Origin of the sequence: Caballeronia hypogeia (assembly GCF_001544875.2) — a bacterium.
GTDB lineage: Bacteria > Pseudomonadota > Gammaproteobacteria > Burkholderiales > Burkholderiaceae > Caballeronia > Caballeronia hypogeia.
The window spans coordinates 54,346-74,693 of the sequence record NZ_FCOA02000036.1; the positions used below are offsets into that span (position 1 = coordinate 54,346).

Here is a 20,348-nt window from a genome sequence, read left to right on the forward strand (position 1 = left end):
TGGTGGGCGCGCAACAAAAGCGCGCCCGATTCGGGAGAACATTATCGACGATGATTCACCGACTGCGCGATGCTTCCGTCGTGACCGGACCTGCCGTCGTGGTGTCGTGCGCGCCGCCGCCGTCGCAGAAAACGGCTGTTATCAGCATCGGCACGACCTGCTTCACCACCGCGGTGCTGCCCGACTCGCGCACCTTCGCCTCGACCGTCTCCGCCGCGGCCAGCACCACGACGCCATAGGCGGAATCGCTGATCGGCTGGCCGCTGCCGCGCTTGAACATCTCGTCGCCCTGCTCGTAGCCGAGCACCGCATAGACCCGAAAGCCATACGCCGTAAGCCCGCTGCCCTGGGTCGGCCTGAAGGCGTTCACCGAATTGGCTTCGACGCGCATCGGGCGCGCGTCGATGGATTTGTCGGCGACAAGCGGCGCGATGAAGCGATGGGCGCTGGACTTGCAGTCGAGCTGACTTTCGAGCGGAGTGGCATCGCACAGGCTGGGCAGCAGTCCCCCGACCACGGCAGCGAATGCGGTGAGCGTTGCGAGAGGAGCGGTTTTCATGGCAGCGTAAACCAACGGTTCGTAAGACCGAAACGGATGCTTGGGCATTCGCATCGATGCAATAAGCGAGCCAGTGAACCGGCCCGCACGTCGCGCACGCGCTGCATTCTTCCCGCAAGGGCCTGGCTTCGTATTTATTGGTTCGCTTCTTCCGACCTTGGCGCTACGCGCAATCCTCGTGTTTCTGCAGCGATTCCTACAATCTTTTTTGTAGTGATGGTGAAGACAGATTCTGCCCTTCGACACACGGCGTCTGTTCGAGATCCCTCAATCTTTTCCTTTCGATGCGACCGTCCGATGACAGTCCGCACATCGGCGGCGCGAAACAGAAAATCGTCGAGTTGGTTATATTTCGTGATTCGACCCTTGAGGACTCTCGATGACCGCGCTCTCCGATTTTCCGATTACCAAGAAATGGCCCGCTCAGCATCCCGAGCGCATTCAGCTCTACTCGCTGCCGACGCCCAACGGCGTGAAGGTTTCGATCACGCTGGAGGAAACCGGCCTGCCCTACGAGCCGCATCTCGTGCGCTTCGACGCGAACGACCAGATGTCGCCGGAGTTTCTGTCGCTCAATCCGAACAACAAGATTCCCGCGATCATCGATCCGGACGGGCCGAACGGCGAGCCGCTGCCGCTGTTCGAATCGGGCGCGATTCTCGTCTATCTCGCGGCGAAGAGCGGCCAGCTCATGCCCGAGGACATTGGCAGACGATACGAGACGCTGCAATGGCTGATGTTCCAGATGGGCGGCATCGGTCCGATGTTCGGTCAGGTCGGCTTCTTCCACAAGTTCGCCGGCAAGGAATACGAGGACAAGCGGCCGCGCGCGCGTTATGTCGCCGAGTCGAAGCGCCTGCTCGCGGTGCTCGATCAGCGGCTCGAAGGACGCGACTGGATCATGGGCGACGAGTACACCATCGCCGATATCTCGATGTTCCCGTGGGTGCGGAATCTGGTCGGGTTTTACGAAGCGCGCGAACTCGTCGACTTTCACGAATTCCCGAACGTCGAGCGCGTGCTGGCCGCGTTCCTCGCGCGGCCGGCAGTGCAGCGCGGATTGAATATCCCGAAGCGCGACTGACTCGAACGCCTTTGCCCGCGCGGTCCTCGCGCGGGCCTTCCGCTCATTTCTGTCGCGCTTACGCACGCAAACGTATGCGCGCAGACTTCGCCACCGTTGTCACACAACCGCCTTGAAGCACCGGTAGATTGCGCACCGAAAACCTCTGACCATTGGCCATTGCGCCCCGCGCAACGCGGCGCCCCGGGCCTCGGACTCCTCGCGCAATTTCTCCTCTACCGAACATGTCAAAGCTCACCGTCAAGGCGCGCCTCGTGATCGTCACGGGCGCGGTCGCCGCCGTGCTCGTCGCGGTCGGCGGCGTCGGATTATTCGGCGTCCACCAGGGCAATGCCGCGCTGCGTCACGTATTCGAAGGCCGCGCTCAGGCGCTGCAGGCCATCTCGACCATCGACGAGCTCATCACGCAAAGTCAGTTCGCAATCAGCGACGCCGTGCTCGATCCGTCGGCGCAAAAGACTCAGGCCGTTGTCGCGGCGACGCAGCAGCGCATCGCGTCCGTCGACGCCCTGCTCGGCAAATACATGCGCTATCCGCTCGATTCGACCGAAGCGCCGCTCGCCAGGCGCCTCGCCGCCGACTGGGCGACGCTGCGCGACAAAGGCTTGCGCCCGACGAGCGACCTCCTGGCCGCGAACAATCTCTCCGAAGCGCAGTGGATCGTGACACAGCAGATCGAGCCCGCCGCGAAGCGCGTGAAACAGGAAAGCACCGATCTGCGCGCATTCCAGCTCACCGCCGCGCAACGCGAATACGACGACGCGCAGCGCGTGAGCCGCGTCGTGCAATGGACGGTCGGCGGGTGCATCGTCGCGGGCATGGCGCTGGTCGGCTGGCTGTGTCTTTCGATGGCGCGCACGCTCATCCGCGAACTCGGCGGCGAGCCGGCGCTCGCGGCGAGCGTCGCGCGGCGCGTGTCGCAAGGCGATCTGCTGACCGAGGTGCCGGTCGCCGCCGGCGACACGCAAAGCCTCATGCACGCGATGCGCCTGATGCGCAGCCAGCTCGCGTCGATGGTCGGCGACATCAAGCGCTCGACGGACACCATCGGCGTCGCGGCGGCGGACATCACCGAGGGCAATCACGCGCTGTCCGCGCGCACCGAGGAGCACGCGGCGAGCTTGCAGCAGACCTCGGCGAGCATGGAGCAGATCGCCTCCACCGTGCGCGCGAACGCCGATCACGCGAACCGCGCGCGCGAGCTCGCCCGCGAGGCGTCGGAGCGCGCGAAGGACGGCGAACGCGCCGTCGCCGACGCCATCGCGCGCATGACCGATCTGTCCGCGCGCTCGGCGCAGATCGGGCAGATTACCGATGTCATCGAGTCGATCGCGTTTCAGACGAATCTGCTCGCGCTGAATGCGGCCGTCGAAGCGGCGCGCGCCGGCTCGCTTGGACGCGGGTTCGCGGTCGTCGCGGAGGAAGTGCGCGCGCTCGCGCGCCGTTCGTCGGGCGCGGCCAAGGAAATCTCGCAACTGACGCGCGAGGTGAATGCGCACGTCGAGTCGAGCGGCACCACGGTGAAACGCGCGGGCACCACGCTCGCCGACCTGCTCGATTCGGTCGATGGCGTGTCCACGCTGGTCGAAGCGATCGCCACTGCCTCGCGCGAGCAAAGCAGCGGCATCGATGAAGTGAACGACGCCGTCTCGCAGATGGATCGGCTGATGCAGAAGAACGCGGCGCTCGTGAACGAAGCGGCGAGCGCCGCGATCTCGCTCGATGCGCAGGCGCGCGATCTGCGCCAGACCGTGCAGGCATTCCAGGTCTGACGATCGATTTCTGCTTTGGATGAAAAAAGGGCGCGGACCACAAACGGTCCGCGCCCTTTTTTACATGCTTCGCGCCAGATGGCTTACTTCGCGAACAACTGGCTCATGTCCTTGAACGCCTTGAATTCGAGGGCGTTGCCGCACGGGTCGAGCAGGAACATAGTGGCCTGCTCGCCGACTTCGCCCTTGAAGCGGATATACGGGTCGATCACGAACTTCGTGCCGAACGACTTCAGACGCTCCGCCAGCGCTTCCCATTCTTCCCACTTGAGCACGATGCCGAAGTGCGGAACGGGAACGTCATGACCATCGACCGGATTGCTGTTGAGCTTTTCCTGCGACGGCGTCTTCGGCTGCTCGTGAATCACCAGCTGATGGCCGTAGAAGTCGAAGTCGACCCATTGCGTGCTGGAACGGCCTTCCGCGAGACCGAACACTTCGCCGTAGAAATTGCGCGCGGCGGGAAGATCGAACACGGGAATGGCGAGGTGAAAAGGCGAAAGGCTCATGTTAGGCAGACCAGGTTGTGACGTATTCGTTGTGGATTTACACAAGCGGACGTGATTATGGGGAAAGCCGGATTAGCGAACCGGCTCCGATACCGCATTTACCGCAGTGCGACTCGCAATCCGAAGCGTCATCGCAACGGAATCATGTTAATGCGCGAGTCGCTAAAACAAAAACAATATATTTTTCTATGATTCACAAATAATTTTGTTGAATAGAGAGACGAGAGGCGTGTTTTTTTGTTGTCTTCAGATGAGCCGCAGGTCTTCCGTGCGCAGGTCGCACATCAGCATGTAGCCCGGCGAATGCGTGATGCAGATCGGCGGGCGCGCCGCCATCACCGCCGCTTGCGGAGTCACGCCGCAGCCCCAGAACACGGGAACTTCGCCTTCGCGGATTTCGGTCGGCTCGCCCTCGTCCGGCGTATCGATGTCGCGAATGCCGATCTTCGACGGATCGCCCATATGCACCGGCGCGCCGTGCGCGCCCGGCAGCTTCGAGCAGACTTCGTGCGCAATGCGCGCCTGCTCCGGCGTGTAAGGGCGCATCGAGACGATCATGGGGCCGGAGAACGCGCCGACAGGATTCGTCTCGACCGACGTGCGATACATCGGCACGACCTTGCCTTCGTCGACGTGGCGAACTTCGAGTCCCGCGTCCTGCAGCGCGGACTCGAACGACAGCGAGCAGCCAATGACGAAGCCGACGAAATCCTCGCGCCAAAGGTCGGTGATATCCGTGACTTCGCGTTCGAGCACGCCGTCCTTCCAGACTCGGTAACGCGGCAGGTCCGTACGCAGGTCGACGTCTTCGCCGAGTCCGGGCACAAAGCTGCTGCCCGGCTCCGTCATGCCGATCAGCGGGCACGGCGTCGGGTTGGCCTGACAGAAGCGCCTGAAATCGTCGGCCCAGTCGCGCGGCAGAATGACCAGATTGCCTTGGCCGTAACCCGGCGCCATGCCGCTCGTATTGCCGCTGAAACCCGCACGGATACGCAGGCGTTCTTCGCGCGGCGTCAGGACGCCGGGTTCCATCACGTTCGTGTTTTGCATGTCTGTTTGGCTCCTTCGTGCTCGATCACGCCAGCGCTTCGTCGGCGGTTTCGCGCACGCCGATCAGCGTCAGGAACCCGATCACCGCAGCACCCACGAGCAGGAAAGCCGGGCTCAGCAGATTCCCCGTCTGGCCGATGAGCGCCGTCGCGATATAAGGCGTCACGCCGCCGCCGAGAATCGTGCCGAAGTTGAAGCTGAACGCCATGCCGGTGTAACGGACGCGCGTGGGGAACTGCTCGGCGTACGTCGGATAGCCCACCGATTGCACGATCGGCATCGGCAGCGCGACGACGAACAGCGCGAGGAACGTGAGCGCGGTGTTGTGCAGGTTCATCAGCATCATCATCGGGATGACGAGCACGGCATAGGCCGCAAAGCCGATATACAGCACCTTCTTGCGCCCGATCCGGTCCGACAGTCCGCCCCACATCGGCATCAGCATGGCCATCGTGATGCTCACGAGGGACATCGCCCAATATACGCTCGTCTTGTCGTACTTCAGGTAGGTGATCAGGTAGATGCTCATGAACACGAAGCCCACCCAGTAGCCGACGTTCTGACCGAGCGAGATCAGGAAGACGCGCAGCATCGGCAGGCGATGATGCTTGAACACTTCCGCCAGCGGCGCCTTGGGCGGCTCGCTCGATTCGGCCGCGCGCTTGAACACCGCCGATTCCTCGATGCGTCGGCGCATCAACGCCGAGAACAAGACCAGCGGCAGCGCCATGAGGAAAGGAATGCGCCATCCCCAGTCGTGCAGTTGCGCGCTGCTCATGAAGCCCGTCGTCAGACCGCAAACCGCCGCCGCGAGCGCGCCGCCGATCGCGACACCGACAGGCGTGGCCGCGCCATAAAAGCCGCGACGGCCGCGCGGTGCGGATTCGGCGACATAAGCGGCGGAGCCGGTGACTTCGGCGCCCGAGAAGAAGCCTTGCGCGAGGCGCACGATCAGCAAGGCGAGCGGTGCGAAGATGCCGGCCACCGATGCGATCGGCAGCACGCCGACGGCGGCGGTCGCGATACCCATGCCGATGACCGTGGTCAGCAGCACCGAGCGACGCCCCACCCGGTCACCCAGACGACCGAGCACGATGCCGCCGATCGGCCGCATCAGGAACGCGCTGCCGAAGATGGCGAGCACGGACAGCAGCGCGGCGGTCGGCTCGTCCGCCGGAAAGAACAACGGCCCGATGATCGCGGCCATGTACCCATACACGCCGAATTCGTAATACTCGATTGCGGTTCCGGCGGCGGCCGCGACGGCTGCTTTTCTCGCCATTGCAGTCGGCATGGTTCCGGCGGAAGAAGCCGGAGCCTCGATAGTGGCTGACGAAGCGTTAGACATGGAATCATCCCATTAGGATTACTGGCAACCGGCAATTAGCCCACGCCGATATGCCGGTCGTTGTGCTCAGCTCGAAGGCGGCGATTTTCAGTCCGGAATGAAGGTGGCGACGACCTGCCCTTCTTCGATGACATCGCCTTCCGCGACGTGATACTCGTGGATGGTTCCCGAGACTTCGGCCTCGACGGGAATCTCCATCTTCATGGACTCGAGGACGAAGAGTTCCGCGCCTGCCGGGTGATGCTCGCCCGGTTGCGCGACGATCTTCCAGAGGGAGCCGGTTGTTTCCGCGAGAATGGGGATAGCCTGTTTTGTCATTGTGGTCTCTAAGCTTGTGGCGAAATGCCGGGTGCCTGAATCGTGACGCCGGCGGCGCGCAATGCGCCGCTGACTGCCGCGGCGAACGCGGCCGCGCCGGGCTGGTCGCCGTGAATGCAGAGCGTGTCGGGTTGCACGTCGACCCATGCGCCGTTCACCGAACGAACGCGCTTGCATTCGAGCATTGTCATAACCTGTTCGACTGCTTCGTCTACGTTCGTGATCATCGCGCGAGGGTCGCCGCGCGGGGTCAACGCGCCATCGTCCTGATACGTCCGGTCGGCGAAGACTTCCTGCGCGCAGCGCAGGCCCGCTTCGCGAGCGGCATCGACGAGCTTCGAACCCGAGAGGCCGAAGAAGATCAGATCGCGGTCGATATCGCGGACCGCGGCGCACAGCGCGCGCGCCACGTCGTGATCGCGCGCCGCGACGTTGTAGAGCGCGCCATGCGCCTTCACGTGCGCGAGGCGTCCGCCACAGGCTTCGGCAAACGCCTTCACCGCGCCGACCTGATACACCGTGATGTCGTAGATTTCGTCGGGGCTCAACTGCATCGGGCGACGGCCGAAACCTTGCAGGTCGTGGTAGCCGGGATGCGCGCCGATCGCGACATTCGCCTCGACGGCCGCGTGCACCGTCGCCCGGATGGTGCGCGGATCGCCGGCATGAAAACCGCACGCGATGTTCGCCGACGTGACATGCCGAAGCACCTCGCGATCCGCTCCGAGGCGATAGACGCCGAAGCTCTCGCCCATGTCGCTGTTGAAATCGATTGTCGGCATGCTCACGCCTCCCATGTTGCAAACGTGCGTTGCTGCGCCAGCAGCAGGCGCTGCGCCTCGTCGATACCGATCACGCTGAATCTGATCGACTCTCCCGGCATCTTCTGCGCGAGGCGCGGCAAGTCGACGGCGCACACCTGCGCGATCTTCGGATAACCGCCCGTGGTCTGCCGGTCCGCCATCAGAACGATGGGGTTTCCATCTGCCGGAACCTGGATCGCGCCGAAGCCCAGCGCTTCCGATTCCATCTGACACGCCTGCGTGAGTGCGAGCTTCGGACCTTCGAGGCGAAAGCCCATGCGATCGGACTGCGGCGTCATGCGAAACGGCTCGTGCTGAAACGCGCTTTGGGAAGCCGCATCGAAACGTTCCCACTCGCGCCCGGCAATGACGCGGATCGGCGCTTCGGCGTCGGCGAGAACGTCCCGATCCAGCGCCGCGAGGTTTCCGTCGATGTTCGCGGTCCTTGCCTTCGACGCGTCGTTCAGCCGGATCACATCGCCCTTGGCAAGCGCGCGGCCGGCGAATCCGCCGTATCCACCGCGAGCGAAGAGGCTTGCGCTGCCCATCACCGGATCGACGTTGAAGCCGCCGCGAACCGCGATGTAAGCCCGCACGCCCGATCGACGCTTGCCGAACGCGAGTTCGCTCCCCGCGCTGACGGCGGTCGCGCGGTCGCGCGGCAACGGCTCGCCGTTCAGTTTGGCGTCGAGGTCCGCGCCGGTCACCGCGATGACCGCGTCCACGGTGAAGCGCAGCGTCGGCCCCATCAGCGTGACTTCCAGCGTTCCCTGACTTTGGACGTTGCCGACCAGCGCATTCGCCAGCCGATGAGACCGCTCATCCATCACACCGTTGACGGGAACGCCGAGCTTCTGAAAGCCGCGACGTCCCAGATCCTGCAACGTGGTCAACGCTCCGGGTTTCACCACTTCGATGCTCATTGCGCAGCTCCGGCATGTTCATTCAAGGCGTCGAACTCGGCGGGACTGATCGAAACGAATCTGATCTTGTCGCCCGCCTGGAGAAGACACGGATCGGGCCGCGACGGATCGAACATCCGCAAGGGCGTCCGTCCGATCAGATTCCAGCCGCCGGGCAAGGTCACCGGATAGATGACGCTCTGCCGATTCGCGAGACCCACCGAACCGGGCGGAACCGCCGTGCGTGGCGTGGCGCGGCGCGGCGGAGCAAGCTGTTCGTCGAAGAGCCCGATGTACGGATGGCCCGGCGCGAAACCGATCATCATCACGTCGACGAGTTCGCTCGTGTGAAGCTTCACGACGTCGCTCGCGCTGATCCCCGAGTTCTGTGCGACCTCGGCGAGATCCGGGCCGTATTCGCCGCCGTAGCAGACAGGAATGTCGACCACGCGACCCGCGTTCGTCGAAGCTTCGCGGCTTTCATCGAGAATCCGCTCGAGCAGAACTTCGATCACCTGATACGGAAGCTGGCCGCTCGTGCCGACATCGACGCGATGTGGGTCGTAGTGAACGCCGACCGTGGTCATCGCGGGAACGATGTCGTGGATGAACGCGTGACCGGCGGCGGAGATGCGCGCGGCAATCTCGCGCGCGACACGATTCGCGGCAATGCGATCACTCGACTGCACCTCGACGATCACCGTTCTCTCGCCGGAATGGCGCAACCGATAAGCCTTCGCCGCAGTGGATGAGTTCGCGCTCATGCCGACACTCCGTCATGCACCGTTCCACTCGCAGCAGCGAGCAGATTCTTGATTTCGCGCGGAACGAAGCCCGTGTCCACCCGGCCCGCGACGAAATCGGGATGCTGCATCAACGCGGAAAGAAACGCGCCGTTGTGTTTGATGCCCTCGATCTGCAGATGCGACAGCGCCGCCGACATGATCTCCAGCGCCTGATTCCGGTCGCTTCCCGACGCGATGAATTTCGCGATCATCGGGTCATAGAACGGCGAGATGGCATCGCCGGCGCGCACGCCGGTGTCGATACGCACGCCATCGACTCCTTCCGGCAGCACGAACTTCGCGAGCTTGCCCGGCGACGGCATGAAGTTCTTCGCCGGATTCTCGGCATACAGACGGCATTCGATCGCCGCGCCGCGACGCCGGATCGCGCTCTGCTCGAGGCGCTTGAGGCGTCCCGCGGCCAGCAGGATCTGCGCTTGCACGAGGTCCCATCCGGTGATGGCTTCGGTGACGCCGTGCTCCACCTGAATGCGCGTGTTCATCTCGAGGAAGAAGAACTCGTTGGTCTCCGCATCGACGATGAACTCGACCGTGCCGGCGCCGCTGTATCGCTGGTTCTCGGTGAGCGCGACGGCCGCCGATTCCATGCGCGCGAGAACATCGGCCGGCAAACCGGGCGCAGGACTTTCCTCGACGATCTTCTGGAAGCGCCGCTGAATCGAGCACTCGCGTTCGAACAGATGAACGGCCGTGCCATCGCCGTAACCGAACACCTGAATCTCGATGTGACGCGCGCGCGGCACATAGCGCTCGAGATAAACGCCCGCATCGCCGAAGGCTTTCGCGGCGAGTTCCTGCGTGGTCGTCACCGTGGCGCGCAATCCGTCCATTGAATCGACGCGCTTCATGCCGATGCCGCCACCGCCACCGGATGCCTTTACGAGCAGTGGAAACCCGACGCGCGCGGCCTCCTGTTCGAGCTTCGACAGGTCGTCGGGCGAGAAGCGAATGCTTCCGGGAAGTACGGGAACGCCGCATTGCTCGGCAATGGTTCGGGCGCGGTTCTTGTCGCCCATGTTTTCGATGGATGCGGTCGAAGGACCGATCCACGTCATGCCGCGCTCTTCGGCGGCGCGCGCGAAGTCGGTGTTTTCCGAGAGGAAGCCGTAGCCGGGATGCACGCCGTCTGCGCCGTGCTCCGCGCCGGCATCGAGCACGGCCTGCACATTCAGATAGCTCTTCTGCGCGGGAGCCGGGCCGACGGCAACGGCAATATCGGCGATCTCGGTATGTTTCGCGCCCTTGTCCGCTTCAGAATAGACCGCGACAGTCTCCATACCCAGTCCATGCGCTGCCTTGATGATGCGGCACGCAATCTCTCCGCGATTGGCGACAAGAATTCGTTTCATAAGCTCGGTTGATGTGTCGTTCGTGCGGAATGAAGAATCGGCTGCCGGATATACCCGGTGCGGCGTTTCGCCGTCTGTCGGGCATCAGGCGAAGCGGGTCAGCCGACGCTTGCTGCGAGGATCGGATTGCCTGTTTGTCTCTGATCAATCCGGGTCGATTTCGGCTCTTTTGTTCTGGACGTCATGTGTGGTAGCCGTGGTTCAACATGAGACCGAGTCTAATGTTTCAAAAAAACACGAATAGCTATATATTTTTGGACTGAGTAAAAGAAATTTCTATGAGTCGACTCGCGCCTCCTTCTTCGAACGCGCGGCGTGACTGGATTGTGGAAACGTCCACACGTAAATAGAATCAATGGATTCCCGATCCAATCACAAAGGGGATTTGTAGATGATTCGAGAGTTGAAAACGCTGGTGGCGGTCGCGCGTGAAGGTACATTCGCAGCGGCGGGAGACAAGATCGGACTGACGCAGGCCGCGGTCAGCGCGCAGATGCAACGGCTCGAATCAGAGCTGGGTTTGACGCTGTTCGACCGCAGCGGACGCTCCGCGCATCTGAACAAAACGGGCGAGCAGATTCTTTCGCAGGCTCAAGAGCTCATCCGGATGTACAACAATCTGGGCACGACACCGGTTGGTCACGCGGCTAATGTTCTCGTGAGCGTCGGCGCAATCGCTTCACTGCAGCGCTCTCTTCTGCCCGATGCGCTCGCGAAATTCCACCGTCAATGTCCCGAGGCGCGGTCGCGCGTGATTCCGGGCCTTTCGATGGAACTCGTGAACCTTGTCGATGCCGGAGAAATCGACATGGCGGCGATCATCCGGCCGCCATTTGCCTTGCACAAGGATCTTCGCTGGACGACGCTGGCCAGTGAGCCGTTCCGCTTGCTGGTTCCACGAAACGCGTCGGAGGACGACTGGGCCGAGTTGCTGTCCACGCGACCGTTCATCCGCTACGACCGGACATCGTTCGGAGGACGGCTGGTCGATCGTTTTCTGCGGGGCATGCACTTCTCATTGCAGGAGTTGTGCGAAGTCGACGAACTGGAGGCGATCGTGCGTCTGGTTGCGAACGGCGTGGGCGTTGCGCTGGTTCCGGAGGTTGCAACTCACAAGCGCTGGCCAGCGGCGGTGCGCGCGATCGATCTGGGCGAACACACCTTCCACCGCGAGGTGGGGCTCGTGCATCGCGCGCGAGGGAGCTTGAGCGACCCTGCGCGGCTGCTGACCAAGCTCATCATCGGTATCGCGGGGAACGATACCGATGAAGACACATAACTCATTCAGTCGGCCGAAGCGTCGCACGCGCCCTTGAAAGACGACGCCTTGACGGGCCGCTCCATGGAAGAGAGACGTTGCAGCGTCACGAGACCGAGCATCGCGAGTCCGAGCCCGAGCATGAAGTCGGCATGCACGCCGGCACGGTCGACAATCGCGCCGCCGACGGCCGAGCCTGCGGCAATCGCGACCTGAATGATGCTCACGAACATGGCCGATCCCGCTTCCGGCAGGTCCGCCGTGCCACGCTGAATCCACACGCTGAAGCAAAGCGGCAGCGCGCCGAACGCGATACCCCAGAGCAGCATGCCCGCGGTCTCGCCGATGGTCGAATGCTCGAGCAGCAACATTGACGACAGCGCAGCAAGCAGCAGCAATACCATCACGGCGACGGACTTCTTCAGGTGGCCCGACACCGCCATCGACATCAGCGCATTGGAGAAGAAACCGATCAGGCCGAATCCGAAGAGCAGCAACGTGATGGCGCTCAGGGAGAAATCCTGTTCGAGCAGCGGCGCGATGTACGTATAGGTCGAGAAATGCGCTCCGAAGACAAGCGCGACCATCAACATGCTCAGGCGCGTATGCGGCCTCTTGAGCAACGCCTTGAAATGAGCGACGCGCAACGCCGATGCCGACGGCAGCGAAGGCACGAGCAGCGCCTGCGCAATCAATGCCACCGCGACCAGTCCCGCAGTGGCGGCGAAGGACAGACGCCAGGACGCAAACGACGCGATAAAGGTTCCGAGCGGCACGCCGATGACCGTTGCGCACGTGACGCCGGTCAGAATCGTGGCAGTGGATTTTGCGGCGTCCTTCGCCTGCACGAGCCGCGGCGCGGCTGCGGTCGCCAGCGTCCAGAAGCCGCCGAGCGCGGCGCCCAGCAAGGCGCGCCCGACCAGCATCATCGGGAAGCTCGCTGCAACGGCGCACACGATGTTGGAGATCATCAGCACGGCGGTGAGCAACAGGAAAACGTGCCGGCGATCCATGCGGCCCGCGAGCACGATGAGCATCGGGGCGAAGATCGCGGCCAGCACACCGGGCGTCGTTATCATCAAGCCGGCGACACCTGGTGACACACCAAGGTCGTGTGCGATCTGCGGCAGTAATCCGACCGGCAAAAATTCGCCTGTGACGAAAGCGAATGCGCTGACAGCGACCGCCACGACGGCAAGCCATTGGCGGGTTGTCGTGGAAGTACCGTTTAATGAGGCTGGAATTGCGGGCGTTTCGATTTGCATGATGTGATCAATGCCAGATTGAAGTCTGACACTTTAGGCTGTGTTCCGCTCGGGAAAAAGCATCGCGCCCTGAACAGAGTTGCCGGCTCCGGCGAACAATTTCCTCGCCGACTCGCGACGACAGGAGCCACGATTCGGGAACGTCTTCGAATTGGGTATGAGAATCTGCGCTTTAATGCTCGCAGGACCGGGTTGTTTCCGGCTGGCCGACACGCTTCGCGCAACGGGTTCACAATGTAAGGCGAATCAGCGCGCGAAAATCGCTCTCCACGTGAAATCCGTTGTGGATCAATACGTTGGCCCGGCGATGCTCAGGATATCCACATGCTTGTGCACGAGATCTGTGGACAAATGCGCGCGTCCGTCCTGTCGCTTTACGTGCGCCGGATGTGTCAGTGATCCATGCGTTGTTCGAAGGGAGTTTCGCTTATGAATGCCCTCTCCTGTCCCCTTTCCCTGAGCTTCCCTCGTGTAAGACGGCTTCCCGTTGTCGCCGGGATCGGCCTGATCTGCGTCGCGGCTCACGCTCAGACGCAATGCCCCGGCTACGTCGAAACCGATGCAGGCAGCGCGTTCGACATCGCCTCGATCATCCGGGACACGGGCTCTCCGCAATCCGCGCTCGACAAGGTGCGCAACGCGGTCGCCCGCATCGATGCGGGCGGCGGCTGTTCGATTTTCCGCGATCCACTGGCCTGCGAAGAAACGCTCACGCTGGCGCACAAGGCGATCGCCGCACTGCAAGCGTGCGCGTCGAGTTCCGCGCCGAAAGGCACGACGCACGGCTGATTCGATTTCTGGCAATAAGAAAAGCGCGTGCCGCCCGATTGGGACGGCACGCGCTTCGAGCGTTCGCCCGAACAGCCGTTCGGGCGGCGCGGTGGATCAGCGATCCAGGAACGGACGCAGCTTGTCGGCGCGGCTCGGGTGCATGAGCTTGCGCATCGCCTTGCTTTCGATCTGGCGGATACGCTCGCGCGTCACGTCGAACTGCTTGCCCAACTCTTCGAGCGTATAGTCCGAAGCCGTATCGATACCAAAGCGCATGCGCAGCACCTTCGCCTCGCGCGGCGACAACGCGTTGAGCGCATCGTCGATCGCGGCACGCATGTTCGCGTGCACCGCCGCGTCCGCCGGAGAAGCGGCGCCCTGGTCTTCGATCATGTCGCCGAGCGTCGCATCGGCGTCTTCGCCGACCGGCGTCTCGAGCGACACGGGCTGCTTCGCGATCTTGAGAATGCCGCGAATCTTTTCTTCGGGCATTTCCATGCGCTCGGCGAGCACCGACGGATGCGCTTCCTGACCGGTCTGCTGCAGAATCTCGCGCGAAATGCGGTTCAGCTTGTTGATCGTTTCGATCATGTGAACCGGCACGCGGATCGTGCGCGCCTGATCGGCGAGCGAACGCGTCACGGCCTGACGCACCCACCACGTCGCGTAGGTCGAGAACTTCCAGCCACGGCGATATTCGAACTTGTCCACCGCCTTCATCAGACCGATGTTGCCCTCCTGGATCAGGTCCAGGAACTGCATGCCGCGATTGACGTACTTCTTCGCGATCGAGATCACAAGACGCAGGTTGGCTTCGATCATCTCGCGCTTGGCCTGACGCATCTTCAACTCGGCAGCCGTCATTTGACGGTTGATCTGCTTGAGTTGCTTCAGCGGCATTTCGACCATGCCTTCGATATCGATCAGCTTCTGTTGCTCGGCCTGAATCGCCGGCAGGCTGCGTTCGAGCGACGCGCCGTACTGCTTCGAAGCCGCAGCCGTGCGCGAGGTCCATTCGAGGTCGGTCTCGTGACCCGGGAACGACTCGACGAACTTTTCGCGCGGCATGCCACAACGATCGACCGCAATCTGCAGCACGCGGCGCTCGATTTCGCGCACCTGCGCAACTTGTTGCTGCACGTTGGCGCACAGACGATCAATGGTCTTGGCCGTGAAGCGGATCGAACCGAGTTCGCGCTGGATCTCGGCGCGCGCCTTTTCGACGGCCTTGGTCGCGACCGCGCCCGAACCCTTCGGATTGCTTGCCTGTTCGGCGAGCTCGCGGACACGCGCGAAGATTTCCAGGCAGTCGGCCTTCAGCTGCTTCAGACGTGCTTCGTTCGACGCGCCGGAGTCGCCGCCGTCGAGATCGTCATCGTCTTCTTCATCGCTGTCCGAATCGTCGGTGTCCGTATCGATATCGCCCGAATCGCTTGTGTCGGAGGACGAAATTTCCTGCTCTTCAGCGTCATCTTCCTTCAGGCCGTCGACCAGCTCGTCGATCTTGAGCTCACCCGATTCGACTTGCGCCGCGTCCGCGAGAATGGTCGCGACCGTCGACGGGCACGCCGCGATCGCCTGAATCATTTCGTGCAGGCCATCTTCGATGCGCTTCGCAATCGCAATTTCGCCAGCGCGCGTGAGCAGCTCGGTCGCGCCCATCTCGCGCATGTACATGCGCACGGGGTCGGTCGTGCGGCCGAATTCGGAATCGACCGTCGAGAGCGCGTTTTCCGCCTCTTCGTCCGATTGCTCGTCGGTGACGACGCTCGGGGCGCTATCGCTCAGAAGCAGCGTTTCCGCGTCGGGCGCCTGCTCGTAGACAGCGACGCCCATGTCGTTGAACGTGCTGACGATGGTTTCCATCGCGGCCGTTTCAGCGAAATTGTCCGGCAGATGGTCGTTGATTTCGGCGTGCGTGAGATAGCCCCGCTCCTTGCCCAACTGAATGAGCGCGCGCATCTGGCGCTGACGCTCTTCATTCTGCTCTGCGGTCATTGCGACATCGGGCTGCATCGTGCCGGCCTGGCCCTTACCCTTGTTCGCCCGTCGGCCTGGTGCCTTGCGCGCCGGTGCGACGACATCCAGCTCCGAATCTTCCCGATCAAAACTTGCCATACTTTCTCCTCGACAGGTTTGCTCGGCGACGACAGATCCCCGGACGCGAGCGTACGGCTCGCACTGATATCGATGACAGCTTCGACCACGGACGGCTTGCTGAAAATCGCATCGAGCAAAGCACGCAGACCGCATTCGAACGCGGTTTGCGTTTTCCAATCGCCCATTCAGGCGCAACCTTAGATTATACCAGCACTTGCTGCGTCGCAGCACCTTTTTTCAAAATCTTTATCGAGAGGTTGCACGTCGCCAGGCGCGTTTCATATGACGAATAAGTCCAGATCCGCAGTGGCGACATCCTCGCAAGTCCGATCATGGGGCTGACGCAATGGCGGATTCACCCTTCAGAAGCGACTCCAAACAGGCCGAGAGCGGTCCACCGCGCGCGGCTGAATCCGTCTCCTTCTCTGTTTCGCATCTGGGGGCGACACCCGCGCGCTTCAAGCGAAGCAAATGCTTCAGTTCATCGATGTGCGCAGCGATCGTGCCTGCAGCGGAGCCGCGAACACTCTGCGGCTGCATTTCGTGACCGGCCGTAGGGCGTCGGAGACATGCAATCTGGTCGGCATGGTTCTGTGCACCCACGCGAAGAATATGCCCGGCGTCGACAGCCGCGACGAAATCGCGAGCCCAGGATCCCGCATGAACGCGTGGCCGCGGCTCGTCGCGATGCTGAATGGTGACGGACGTTGCGTCGTCGGAAATTTGGTAGTGACGGAGTCCATCACGGCTTACGAACGATTGACCAGCGATGCCGTTCACGGCTTCCTCTGATCTCTGCTCAACAGCGCGTTCGCGTGCTTGTTCGACGGAGGTCGCGCGATTGGAGCGCACGCGGTAGGCGAAATCGACCGGCGCCTTTAGCAGAGTCCGCAGATAGCTGATCGGATGCGTAGCACGACGCAAATGGTCCCAGCTTGCTTCCACCACGTCGGAAAGCAGCTTGTCGTGAAGCTTCGCTTCGCGCATGAGTTTGAAGATCAGAAATTCTCGAAATCCCAAAGACAAGAGGCGTGTGAGGTCGGCGGGGAGGCGTCCTGGTTGTCTCTTTTGAGTAGAAGGGATTAGATCCTTATATATAGCGCGGTCTGCCACGGTGGCAGACGGAGTAGCCAAAGAAGGCGACGTTGCGACTTGCGTGGCATGCTCAGGAGACTCGATTCGCGGCGCTTCCGTGTCGGAAGACGTCTCGACGAGGCCGAGCAAGGTTGCCGCCTTCGGTGTCAGATGAATATAGGCGCGTCCGAACAATCCGGCTGCGCCGTAGCGCGTCTGAGGCGGTCGCGCGATGAAGCCGGTCTGTTCAAGATCATCCATGCTGCGATAGAACGTACGCATGGATTGCTGCGCCCGACCGGTTAGCAATTCCCGTCGCGCGAAAATGGCAGCGTAGGGACGGGCAGCGTCTACGGTTCGGGCCAGCGCGGCGAGCAGTGCGCGGGCACGGGCGGGCAGTGCGGCGGTGTGGGTAGCGCGGTGCGCTGCGCGGAAGATAACCCAGGGCAGGTTCGATCGGTCGCAGGCGAATTCATCAAGCGCCTGTTGATCGCCCGCTTTGGTGATTGCTTCCCGGGTATTGGGGCAAGATTCAGCCTCGCCTGCAACGGAATGTTGCGCGATACGCATGTCAAGTACATCCATTTCTAAAAATGGAGGACAAACGCTTGACTGCCCATCGCGTTCCGCTAAACTTCGAGATGTGGACCTCGTGACCCGATTGGCGTCGGGAAGCGGACGGGCGATAGCAGTTAAGCCCGATATTCAAAAGCCTTCGGTTGGCGCCGAAGGCTTTTGTCTTTCTGGAACTTGTTCGTTACATGGCTGCCTCTTTTGGCGTTAGCCTTTTAACCTATTGATTTATAAGGAAGTTCTACTAGGTTCGCCGATTCGAAACTTGGCACTTGTTTCGTAAGTCGCTGATTTATAAAGAAAATCTACTAGAGTCTCATTCCTGTTCTGCTTCACTCAAAGACTTGTTGATGAAGTCTGCGATTCGTTGACCCCACTGCTCGGCCTCGCCCGCGTCCTTCTCGAAAAATCGAACGCCGACCACTCCATTCCGCGTCGAAATCTCGCAAACCTTTCTTCGTCCCGATCTTACGACCGTCCCACTGGGTGCCACCGCTCGTGGCTTCTCTGCGGCGAGCGCGACCGCTTTGTCCTGCGTGAAATTCTCATCATCGATAAGACGACGCACGGCCTCGACAACCTTTTCGGATTTGCCCGCTTCGGTGAGCGCTGCGAGCTTCTGGGCCGCGTTGCTGCCCAATCTTTCCGGCTTCTCGGCGAGCGCCACTTTCGCGGCCTCAGGAAGTGCGTCGAAGGAAAAGATTCGCGTCACGTGGCTTTTGCTCAACCCGGCGCTCTCCGAGATTTCGGTGCGCGTCAGCCCGCTCAATTCCTGCAGCCGCTTAAAGTTCCAATACTTCTCGAAATCGGTCAGCGAGGGGGAAAGCAGGTTCGAGAAAAAGGCGGCGAATTCGATTTCACCTTCCTCGATCGACGCTACATTGGCGCGAATTGTCGTGCGCCCCAGTTCCCTGTACGCGGCTACGCGGTTGTGTCCGGCGACGATTTCATAGCGCTGGTCCGGCAGTGTGCGCACAAGAATGGGCGTCGCGAGCGCGTGTCGAGCGAGGTTGCTTTTCAGTTCCTGGAATTGTTCGGCGGTTAGCTTGCGACGTCGGCCGCTCACTTCCACGAGCGCGTCGAGCGGCACTTCCAGCGCCGCCCGCTCCTCGAGTTGACTTTCCAGTTCCTTGATGCGCGCCTGCGCCGTATTGATGCGGTGCTGCGCGTCCATCAACCGGCCGGGCGATGTGCGCGGTTCCGTATTGACCGGACGCGGTTGCGCTGTCTCCGTCGGCTTGCTGCCGATGTTCGCCGTTTTGGCCAGGAGTCTATCCCCGATACCCATTTACGCCTCCGTCTGATTCCACGCGCGGACGAACTGCGCGTCGAGGTGTTCGGCGAGCCGGTCGAGCGGCTCTTTGAATCGGTTGTATGCGGCCGTGCTGCCGTCCGGTTTCGACAAGTCGTAGACCGTCGAAAGTTGCGCCGAAGCCCCCTTCGGCACGGTCGACTCCGGAATCTCGAAGGGCAGCACGCGATCGCCATATGCCTTCTGCAGCCAGCCGCGCACGACGCGAGACACGTCGTCCGACTTAGCCTTCGTGAGGATCACGTTGACGAAGTCGAAGCGTTTCTGCTCGAGCACGCCGGGCAACTTCTTCGCGATGTCGGCGAAGAGATGCCAGAACTGGGTCGAGCTCGCGAAGTCGAGGGCTTCGGGCGGGCAGGGCAGCAGAATCGCGTCCGACGCCAGCAGCGCGTTGATCGTGAGATAACTGAGCGCGGGCGGGGTGTCGATGACGATCGCGTCGTATTCGGCGGTCAGCGGCATCAGGCCTTTGCGCACGATCTCCCAGAATTCGAAGGTGCTGTCGTTGAGGACTTTCGCCGGAATCTCGAATTCGGCGTCGAACAACGACGACGAAGCCGGAATCAGGTCGAGGTTGTGCCAGTACGTTTGCTGCACGGCATAGTGCAACGTTTCCCGATCGCCATAGATGAGCGGAAGAAGGGTCTGATCATCCGAAATCTCCGCATCCGGCGCCCATCCGCACAATTGCGTGGTAGTCCCTTGCGGGTCGCAGTCGATGACGAGAACCTTGCGCCCGAGCAAAGTGAGCGCCTGGGCGGCGGAAACGGCGGTAGTCGTCTTGGCGACGCCTCCCTTGAAGTTCGCGACGGTCACAATGCGACCGCGTTTGTCTTCCGGCCGCCGGGTGCGCTCCTTCGTCGCGCGAATCCAGGTGAGCGCTTCCTCGAGCGTGAATTCCTTGCTGCGGCCAGCCCCCTTGGACGTTCCAGCAGGCAATTCACCCTTGGTCGTCAGGTACTGGAACCGCTGCTTGTCGATGCCGCAAAGCGACGCGACCTGAGCGCTCGTGAATGTCGGCGCGCTCTTGCGCGGATACGGCTCCAACATCGCGTCGCGGATCTGATTGAGAATGTCAGTGGCTTGGGCCGCCACCCCCAAGAGCGTTTCGATCGAAACGGATTGATCGACTTCGGGAAGCCGAGCGCTTAGCATGGAGTTCGCAGTCACTGGCGGGCCTGGGTAAGCAAAAAATTCTTCGGTTTGTGGAAAACAAGCTGCAAACCGAAGAATAAACGGCGAACCGGTAAACCTCAAGTAAACTCTGAAGTACTTGAGTGCCCCGACCGGGCATTTTTACAACGCTGCCCGTCTGCGTTTACGCGAGTTTAAGAGGTTTCTGCGCGTTTACGCGGCGCAGAACTGCGCCTGATCAGCTTTTCAACCCCGAGAAAACGGCCGATATCCTCGTTCTGCAAGTAAAGAAAATGTGCTGCAGCACATTTCATCTATTACCGGCTGAAAGTTTTTATGTGCAGTCTCGGTTCCGGCTCGT

General features: G+C 61.9%; 18 protein-coding genes. 4 read left to right on the forward strand and 14 right to left on the reverse strand.

Annotated elements, in window-relative coordinates; all coding sequences use genetic code 11:
* Window positions 1-55 precede the first annotated feature (55 nt).
* Window positions 56-559: a hypothetical protein gene (locus AWB79_RS32855; RefSeq protein WP_061171619.1), complete on the reverse strand. Its 504-nt coding sequence runs from the start codon at window positions 557-559 to the stop codon at window positions 56-58.
* 379 nt (window positions 560-938) lie between these two features.
* On the opposite strand from AWB79_RS32855, the gene AWB79_RS32860 reads away from it, so the two are divergent.
* Together AWB79_RS32860 and AWB79_RS32865 are read left to right on the forward strand one after the other, a co-directional pair.
* Window positions 939-1,643 (forward strand): glutathione S-transferase N-terminal domain-containing protein, encoded by a 705-nt coding sequence (locus AWB79_RS32860; protein ID WP_061171620.1) that lies wholly within the window; start codon window positions 939-941, stop codon window positions 1,641-1,643.
* 224 nt (window positions 1,644-1,867) lie between these two features.
* A complete protein-coding gene (locus tag AWB79_RS32865) occupies window positions 1,868-3,415 on the forward strand; it encodes a methyl-accepting chemotaxis protein (protein WP_061171621.1) in 1,548 nt (515 codons plus the stop codon).
* 83 nt (window positions 3,416-3,498) lie between these two features.
* Here AWB79_RS32865 and AWB79_RS32870 read toward each other — a convergent pair whose 3' ends face one another.
* The 8 genes from AWB79_RS32870 to AWB79_RS32905 form a co-directional block, all read right to left on the reverse strand.
* On the reverse strand, window positions 3,499-3,924 hold the full coding sequence (locus AWB79_RS32870) for a VOC family protein (RefSeq protein ID WP_061171622.1): 426 nt from the start codon (window positions 3,922-3,924) through the stop codon (window positions 3,499-3,501).
* 246 nt (window positions 3,925-4,170) lie between these two features.
* Entirely contained in the window at window positions 4,171-4,974 is an 804-nt protein-coding gene (locus AWB79_RS32875) for a putative hydro-lyase (protein ID WP_061171623.1), read from the reverse strand.
* Between the two features lie 25 nt (window positions 4,975-4,999).
* Entirely contained in the window at window positions 5,000-6,256 is a 1,257-nt protein-coding gene (locus tag AWB79_RS32880; RefSeq protein ID WP_232471093.1) for an MFS transporter, read from the reverse strand.
* 153 nt (window positions 6,257-6,409) lie between these two features.
* Window positions 6,410-6,640 carry a biotin/lipoyl-binding carrier protein gene (locus tag AWB79_RS32885; protein ID WP_061171625.1) on the reverse strand — a complete coding sequence of 77 codons (231 nt, stop codon included), beginning with the start codon at window positions 6,638-6,640 and terminating at the stop codon, window positions 6,410-6,412.
* Window positions 6,641-6,648: 8 nt separating this feature from the next.
* Window positions 6,649-7,422, reverse strand: a complete 774-nt coding sequence (locus AWB79_RS32890; RefSeq protein ID WP_061171644.1) for a LamB/YcsF family protein — start codon at window positions 7,420-7,422, stop codon at window positions 6,649-6,651.
* Window positions 7,423-7,424: 2 nt separating this feature from the next.
* A complete protein-coding gene (locus AWB79_RS32895) occupies window positions 7,425-8,366 on the reverse strand; it encodes a 5-oxoprolinase subunit C family protein (RefSeq protein ID WP_061171626.1) in 942 nt (313 codons plus the stop codon).
* The gene (gene pxpB / locus AWB79_RS32900) at window positions 8,363-9,109 is read right to left on the reverse strand and encodes a 5-oxoprolinase subunit PxpB (protein WP_061171627.1); all 747 of its coding nucleotides are present in this window, start codon (window positions 9,107-9,109) and stop codon (window positions 8,363-8,365) included. The genes AWB79_RS32895 and pxpB overlap by 4 nt, the downstream gene beginning before the upstream one ends.
* Entirely contained in the window at window positions 9,106-10,500 is a 1,395-nt protein-coding gene (locus AWB79_RS32905; protein WP_061171628.1) for an acetyl-CoA carboxylase biotin carboxylase subunit, read from the reverse strand. The genes pxpB and AWB79_RS32905 overlap by 4 nt, the downstream gene beginning before the upstream one ends.
* Window positions 10,501-10,891: 391 nt before the next feature.
* Between AWB79_RS32905 and AWB79_RS32910 the strand changes: the two genes are divergently transcribed.
* A complete protein-coding gene (locus tag AWB79_RS32910; RefSeq protein WP_061171629.1) occupies window positions 10,892-11,779 on the forward strand; it encodes a LysR family transcriptional regulator in 888 nt (295 codons plus the stop codon).
* Window positions 11,780-11,784: 5 nt separating this feature from the next.
* Here the strand turns inward: AWB79_RS32910 and AWB79_RS32915 are convergent, their stop codons facing one another.
* Window positions 11,785-13,023 carry an MFS transporter gene (locus AWB79_RS32915; protein ID WP_061171630.1) on the reverse strand — a complete coding sequence of 413 codons (1,239 nt, stop codon included), beginning with the start codon at window positions 13,021-13,023 and terminating at the stop codon, window positions 11,785-11,787.
* A gap of 429 nt (window positions 13,024-13,452) precedes the next feature.
* On the opposite strand from AWB79_RS32915, the gene AWB79_RS32920 reads away from it, so the two are divergent.
* Entirely contained in the window at window positions 13,453-13,812 is a 360-nt protein-coding gene (locus AWB79_RS32920; RefSeq protein WP_061171631.1) for a hypothetical protein, read from the forward strand.
* A 96-nt stretch (window positions 13,813-13,908) separates the two neighbouring features.
* On the opposite strand, the gene rpoD is transcribed toward AWB79_RS32920, so the two are convergent.
* The 4 genes from rpoD to AWB79_RS32940 all read right to left on the reverse strand — a co-directional run bounded on the left by rpoD (window position 13,909) and on the right by AWB79_RS32940 (window position 20,008).
* Window positions 13,909-15,912: an RNA polymerase sigma factor RpoD gene (rpoD, locus tag AWB79_RS32925; protein WP_061171632.1), complete on the reverse strand. Its 2,004-nt coding sequence runs from the start codon at window positions 15,910-15,912 to the stop codon at window positions 13,909-13,911.
* Between the two features lie 312 nt (window positions 15,913-16,224).
* The gene (locus tag AWB79_RS38620; protein ID WP_074169465.1) at window positions 16,225-17,553 is read right to left on the reverse strand and encodes a replication protein O; all 1,329 of its coding nucleotides are present in this window, start codon (window positions 17,551-17,553) and stop codon (window positions 16,225-16,227) included.
* A 304-nt stretch (window positions 17,554-17,857) separates the two neighbouring features.
* Complete coding sequence (locus AWB79_RS32935) at window positions 17,858-18,829, reverse strand: ParB/RepB/Spo0J family partition protein (protein ID WP_061171634.1); 972 nt, start codon at window positions 18,827-18,829, stop codon at window positions 17,858-17,860.
* Window positions 18,830-20,008 carry a ParA family protein gene (locus AWB79_RS32940; protein ID WP_061171635.1) on the reverse strand — a complete coding sequence of 393 codons (1,179 nt, stop codon included), beginning with the start codon at window positions 20,006-20,008 and terminating at the stop codon, window positions 18,830-18,832.
* Window positions 20,009-20,348 lie beyond the last annotated feature (340 nt).

What these genes read in the sequence shown, in the direction of transcription:
- AWB79_RS32920 (WP_061171631.1), top strand. Translation starts at nt 13,453, where the DNA reads ATGAATGCCCTCTCCTGTCCCCTTTCCCTGAGCTTCCCTCGTGTAAGA.
- AWB79_RS32855 (WP_061171619.1), bottom strand. Translation starts at nt 559, where the DNA reads ATGAAAACCGCTCCTCTCGCAACGCTCACCGCATTCGCTGCCGTGGTC.
- AWB79_RS32910 (WP_061171629.1), top strand. Translation starts at nt 10,892, where the DNA reads ATGATTCGAGAGTTGAAAACGCTGGTGGCGGTCGCGCGTGAAGGTACA.
- AWB79_RS32890 (WP_061171644.1), bottom strand. Translation starts at nt 7,422, where the DNA reads ATGCCGACAATCGATTTCAACAGCGACATGGGCGAGAGCTTCGGCGTC.
- pxpB (WP_061171627.1), bottom strand. Translation starts at nt 9,109, where the DNA reads ATGAGCGCGAACTCATCCACTGCGGCGAAGGCTTATCGGTTGCGCCAT.
- AWB79_RS32880 (WP_232471093.1), bottom strand. Translation starts at nt 6,256, where the DNA reads ATGGCGAGAAAAGCAGCCGTCGCGGCCGCCGCCGGAACCGCAATCGAG.
- AWB79_RS32895 (WP_061171626.1), bottom strand. Translation starts at nt 8,366, where the DNA reads ATGAGCATCGAAGTGGTGAAACCCGGAGCGTTGACCACGTTGCAGGAT.
- AWB79_RS32865 (WP_061171621.1), top strand. Translation starts at nt 1,868, where the DNA reads ATGTCAAAGCTCACCGTCAAGGCGCGCCTCGTGATCGTCACGGGCGCG.
- AWB79_RS32870 (WP_061171622.1), bottom strand. Translation starts at nt 3,924, where the DNA reads ATGAGCCTTTCGCCTTTTCACCTCGCCATTCCCGTGTTCGATCTTCCC.
- AWB79_RS32935 (WP_061171634.1), bottom strand. Translation starts at nt 18,829, where the DNA reads ATGGGTATCGGGGATAGACTCCTGGCCAAAACGGCGAACATCGGCAGC.
- AWB79_RS32915 (WP_061171630.1), bottom strand. Translation starts at nt 13,023, where the DNA reads ATGCAAATCGAAACGCCCGCAATTCCAGCCTCATTAAACGGTACTTCC.
- AWB79_RS32860 (WP_061171620.1), top strand. Translation starts at nt 939, where the DNA reads ATGACCGCGCTCTCCGATTTTCCGATTACCAAGAAATGGCCCGCTCAG.
- AWB79_RS32885 (WP_061171625.1), bottom strand. Translation starts at nt 6,640, where the DNA reads ATGACAAAACAGGCTATCCCCATTCTCGCGGAAACAACCGGCTCCCTC.
- AWB79_RS38620 (WP_074169465.1), bottom strand. Translation starts at nt 17,553, where the DNA reads ATGGATGTACTTGACATGCGTATCGCGCAACATTCCGTTGCAGGCGAG.
- AWB79_RS32940 (WP_061171635.1), bottom strand. Translation starts at nt 20,008, where the DNA reads ATGCTAAGCGCTCGGCTTCCCGAAGTCGATCAATCCGTTTCGATCGAA.
- AWB79_RS32875 (WP_061171623.1), bottom strand. Translation starts at nt 4,974, where the DNA reads ATGCAAAACACGAACGTGATGGAACCCGGCGTCCTGACGCCGCGCGAA.
- AWB79_RS32905 (WP_061171628.1), bottom strand. Translation starts at nt 10,500, where the DNA reads ATGAAACGAATTCTTGTCGCCAATCGCGGAGAGATTGCGTGCCGCATC.
- rpoD (WP_061171632.1), bottom strand. Translation starts at nt 15,912, where the DNA reads ATGGCAAGTTTTGATCGGGAAGATTCGGAGCTGGATGTCGTCGCACCG.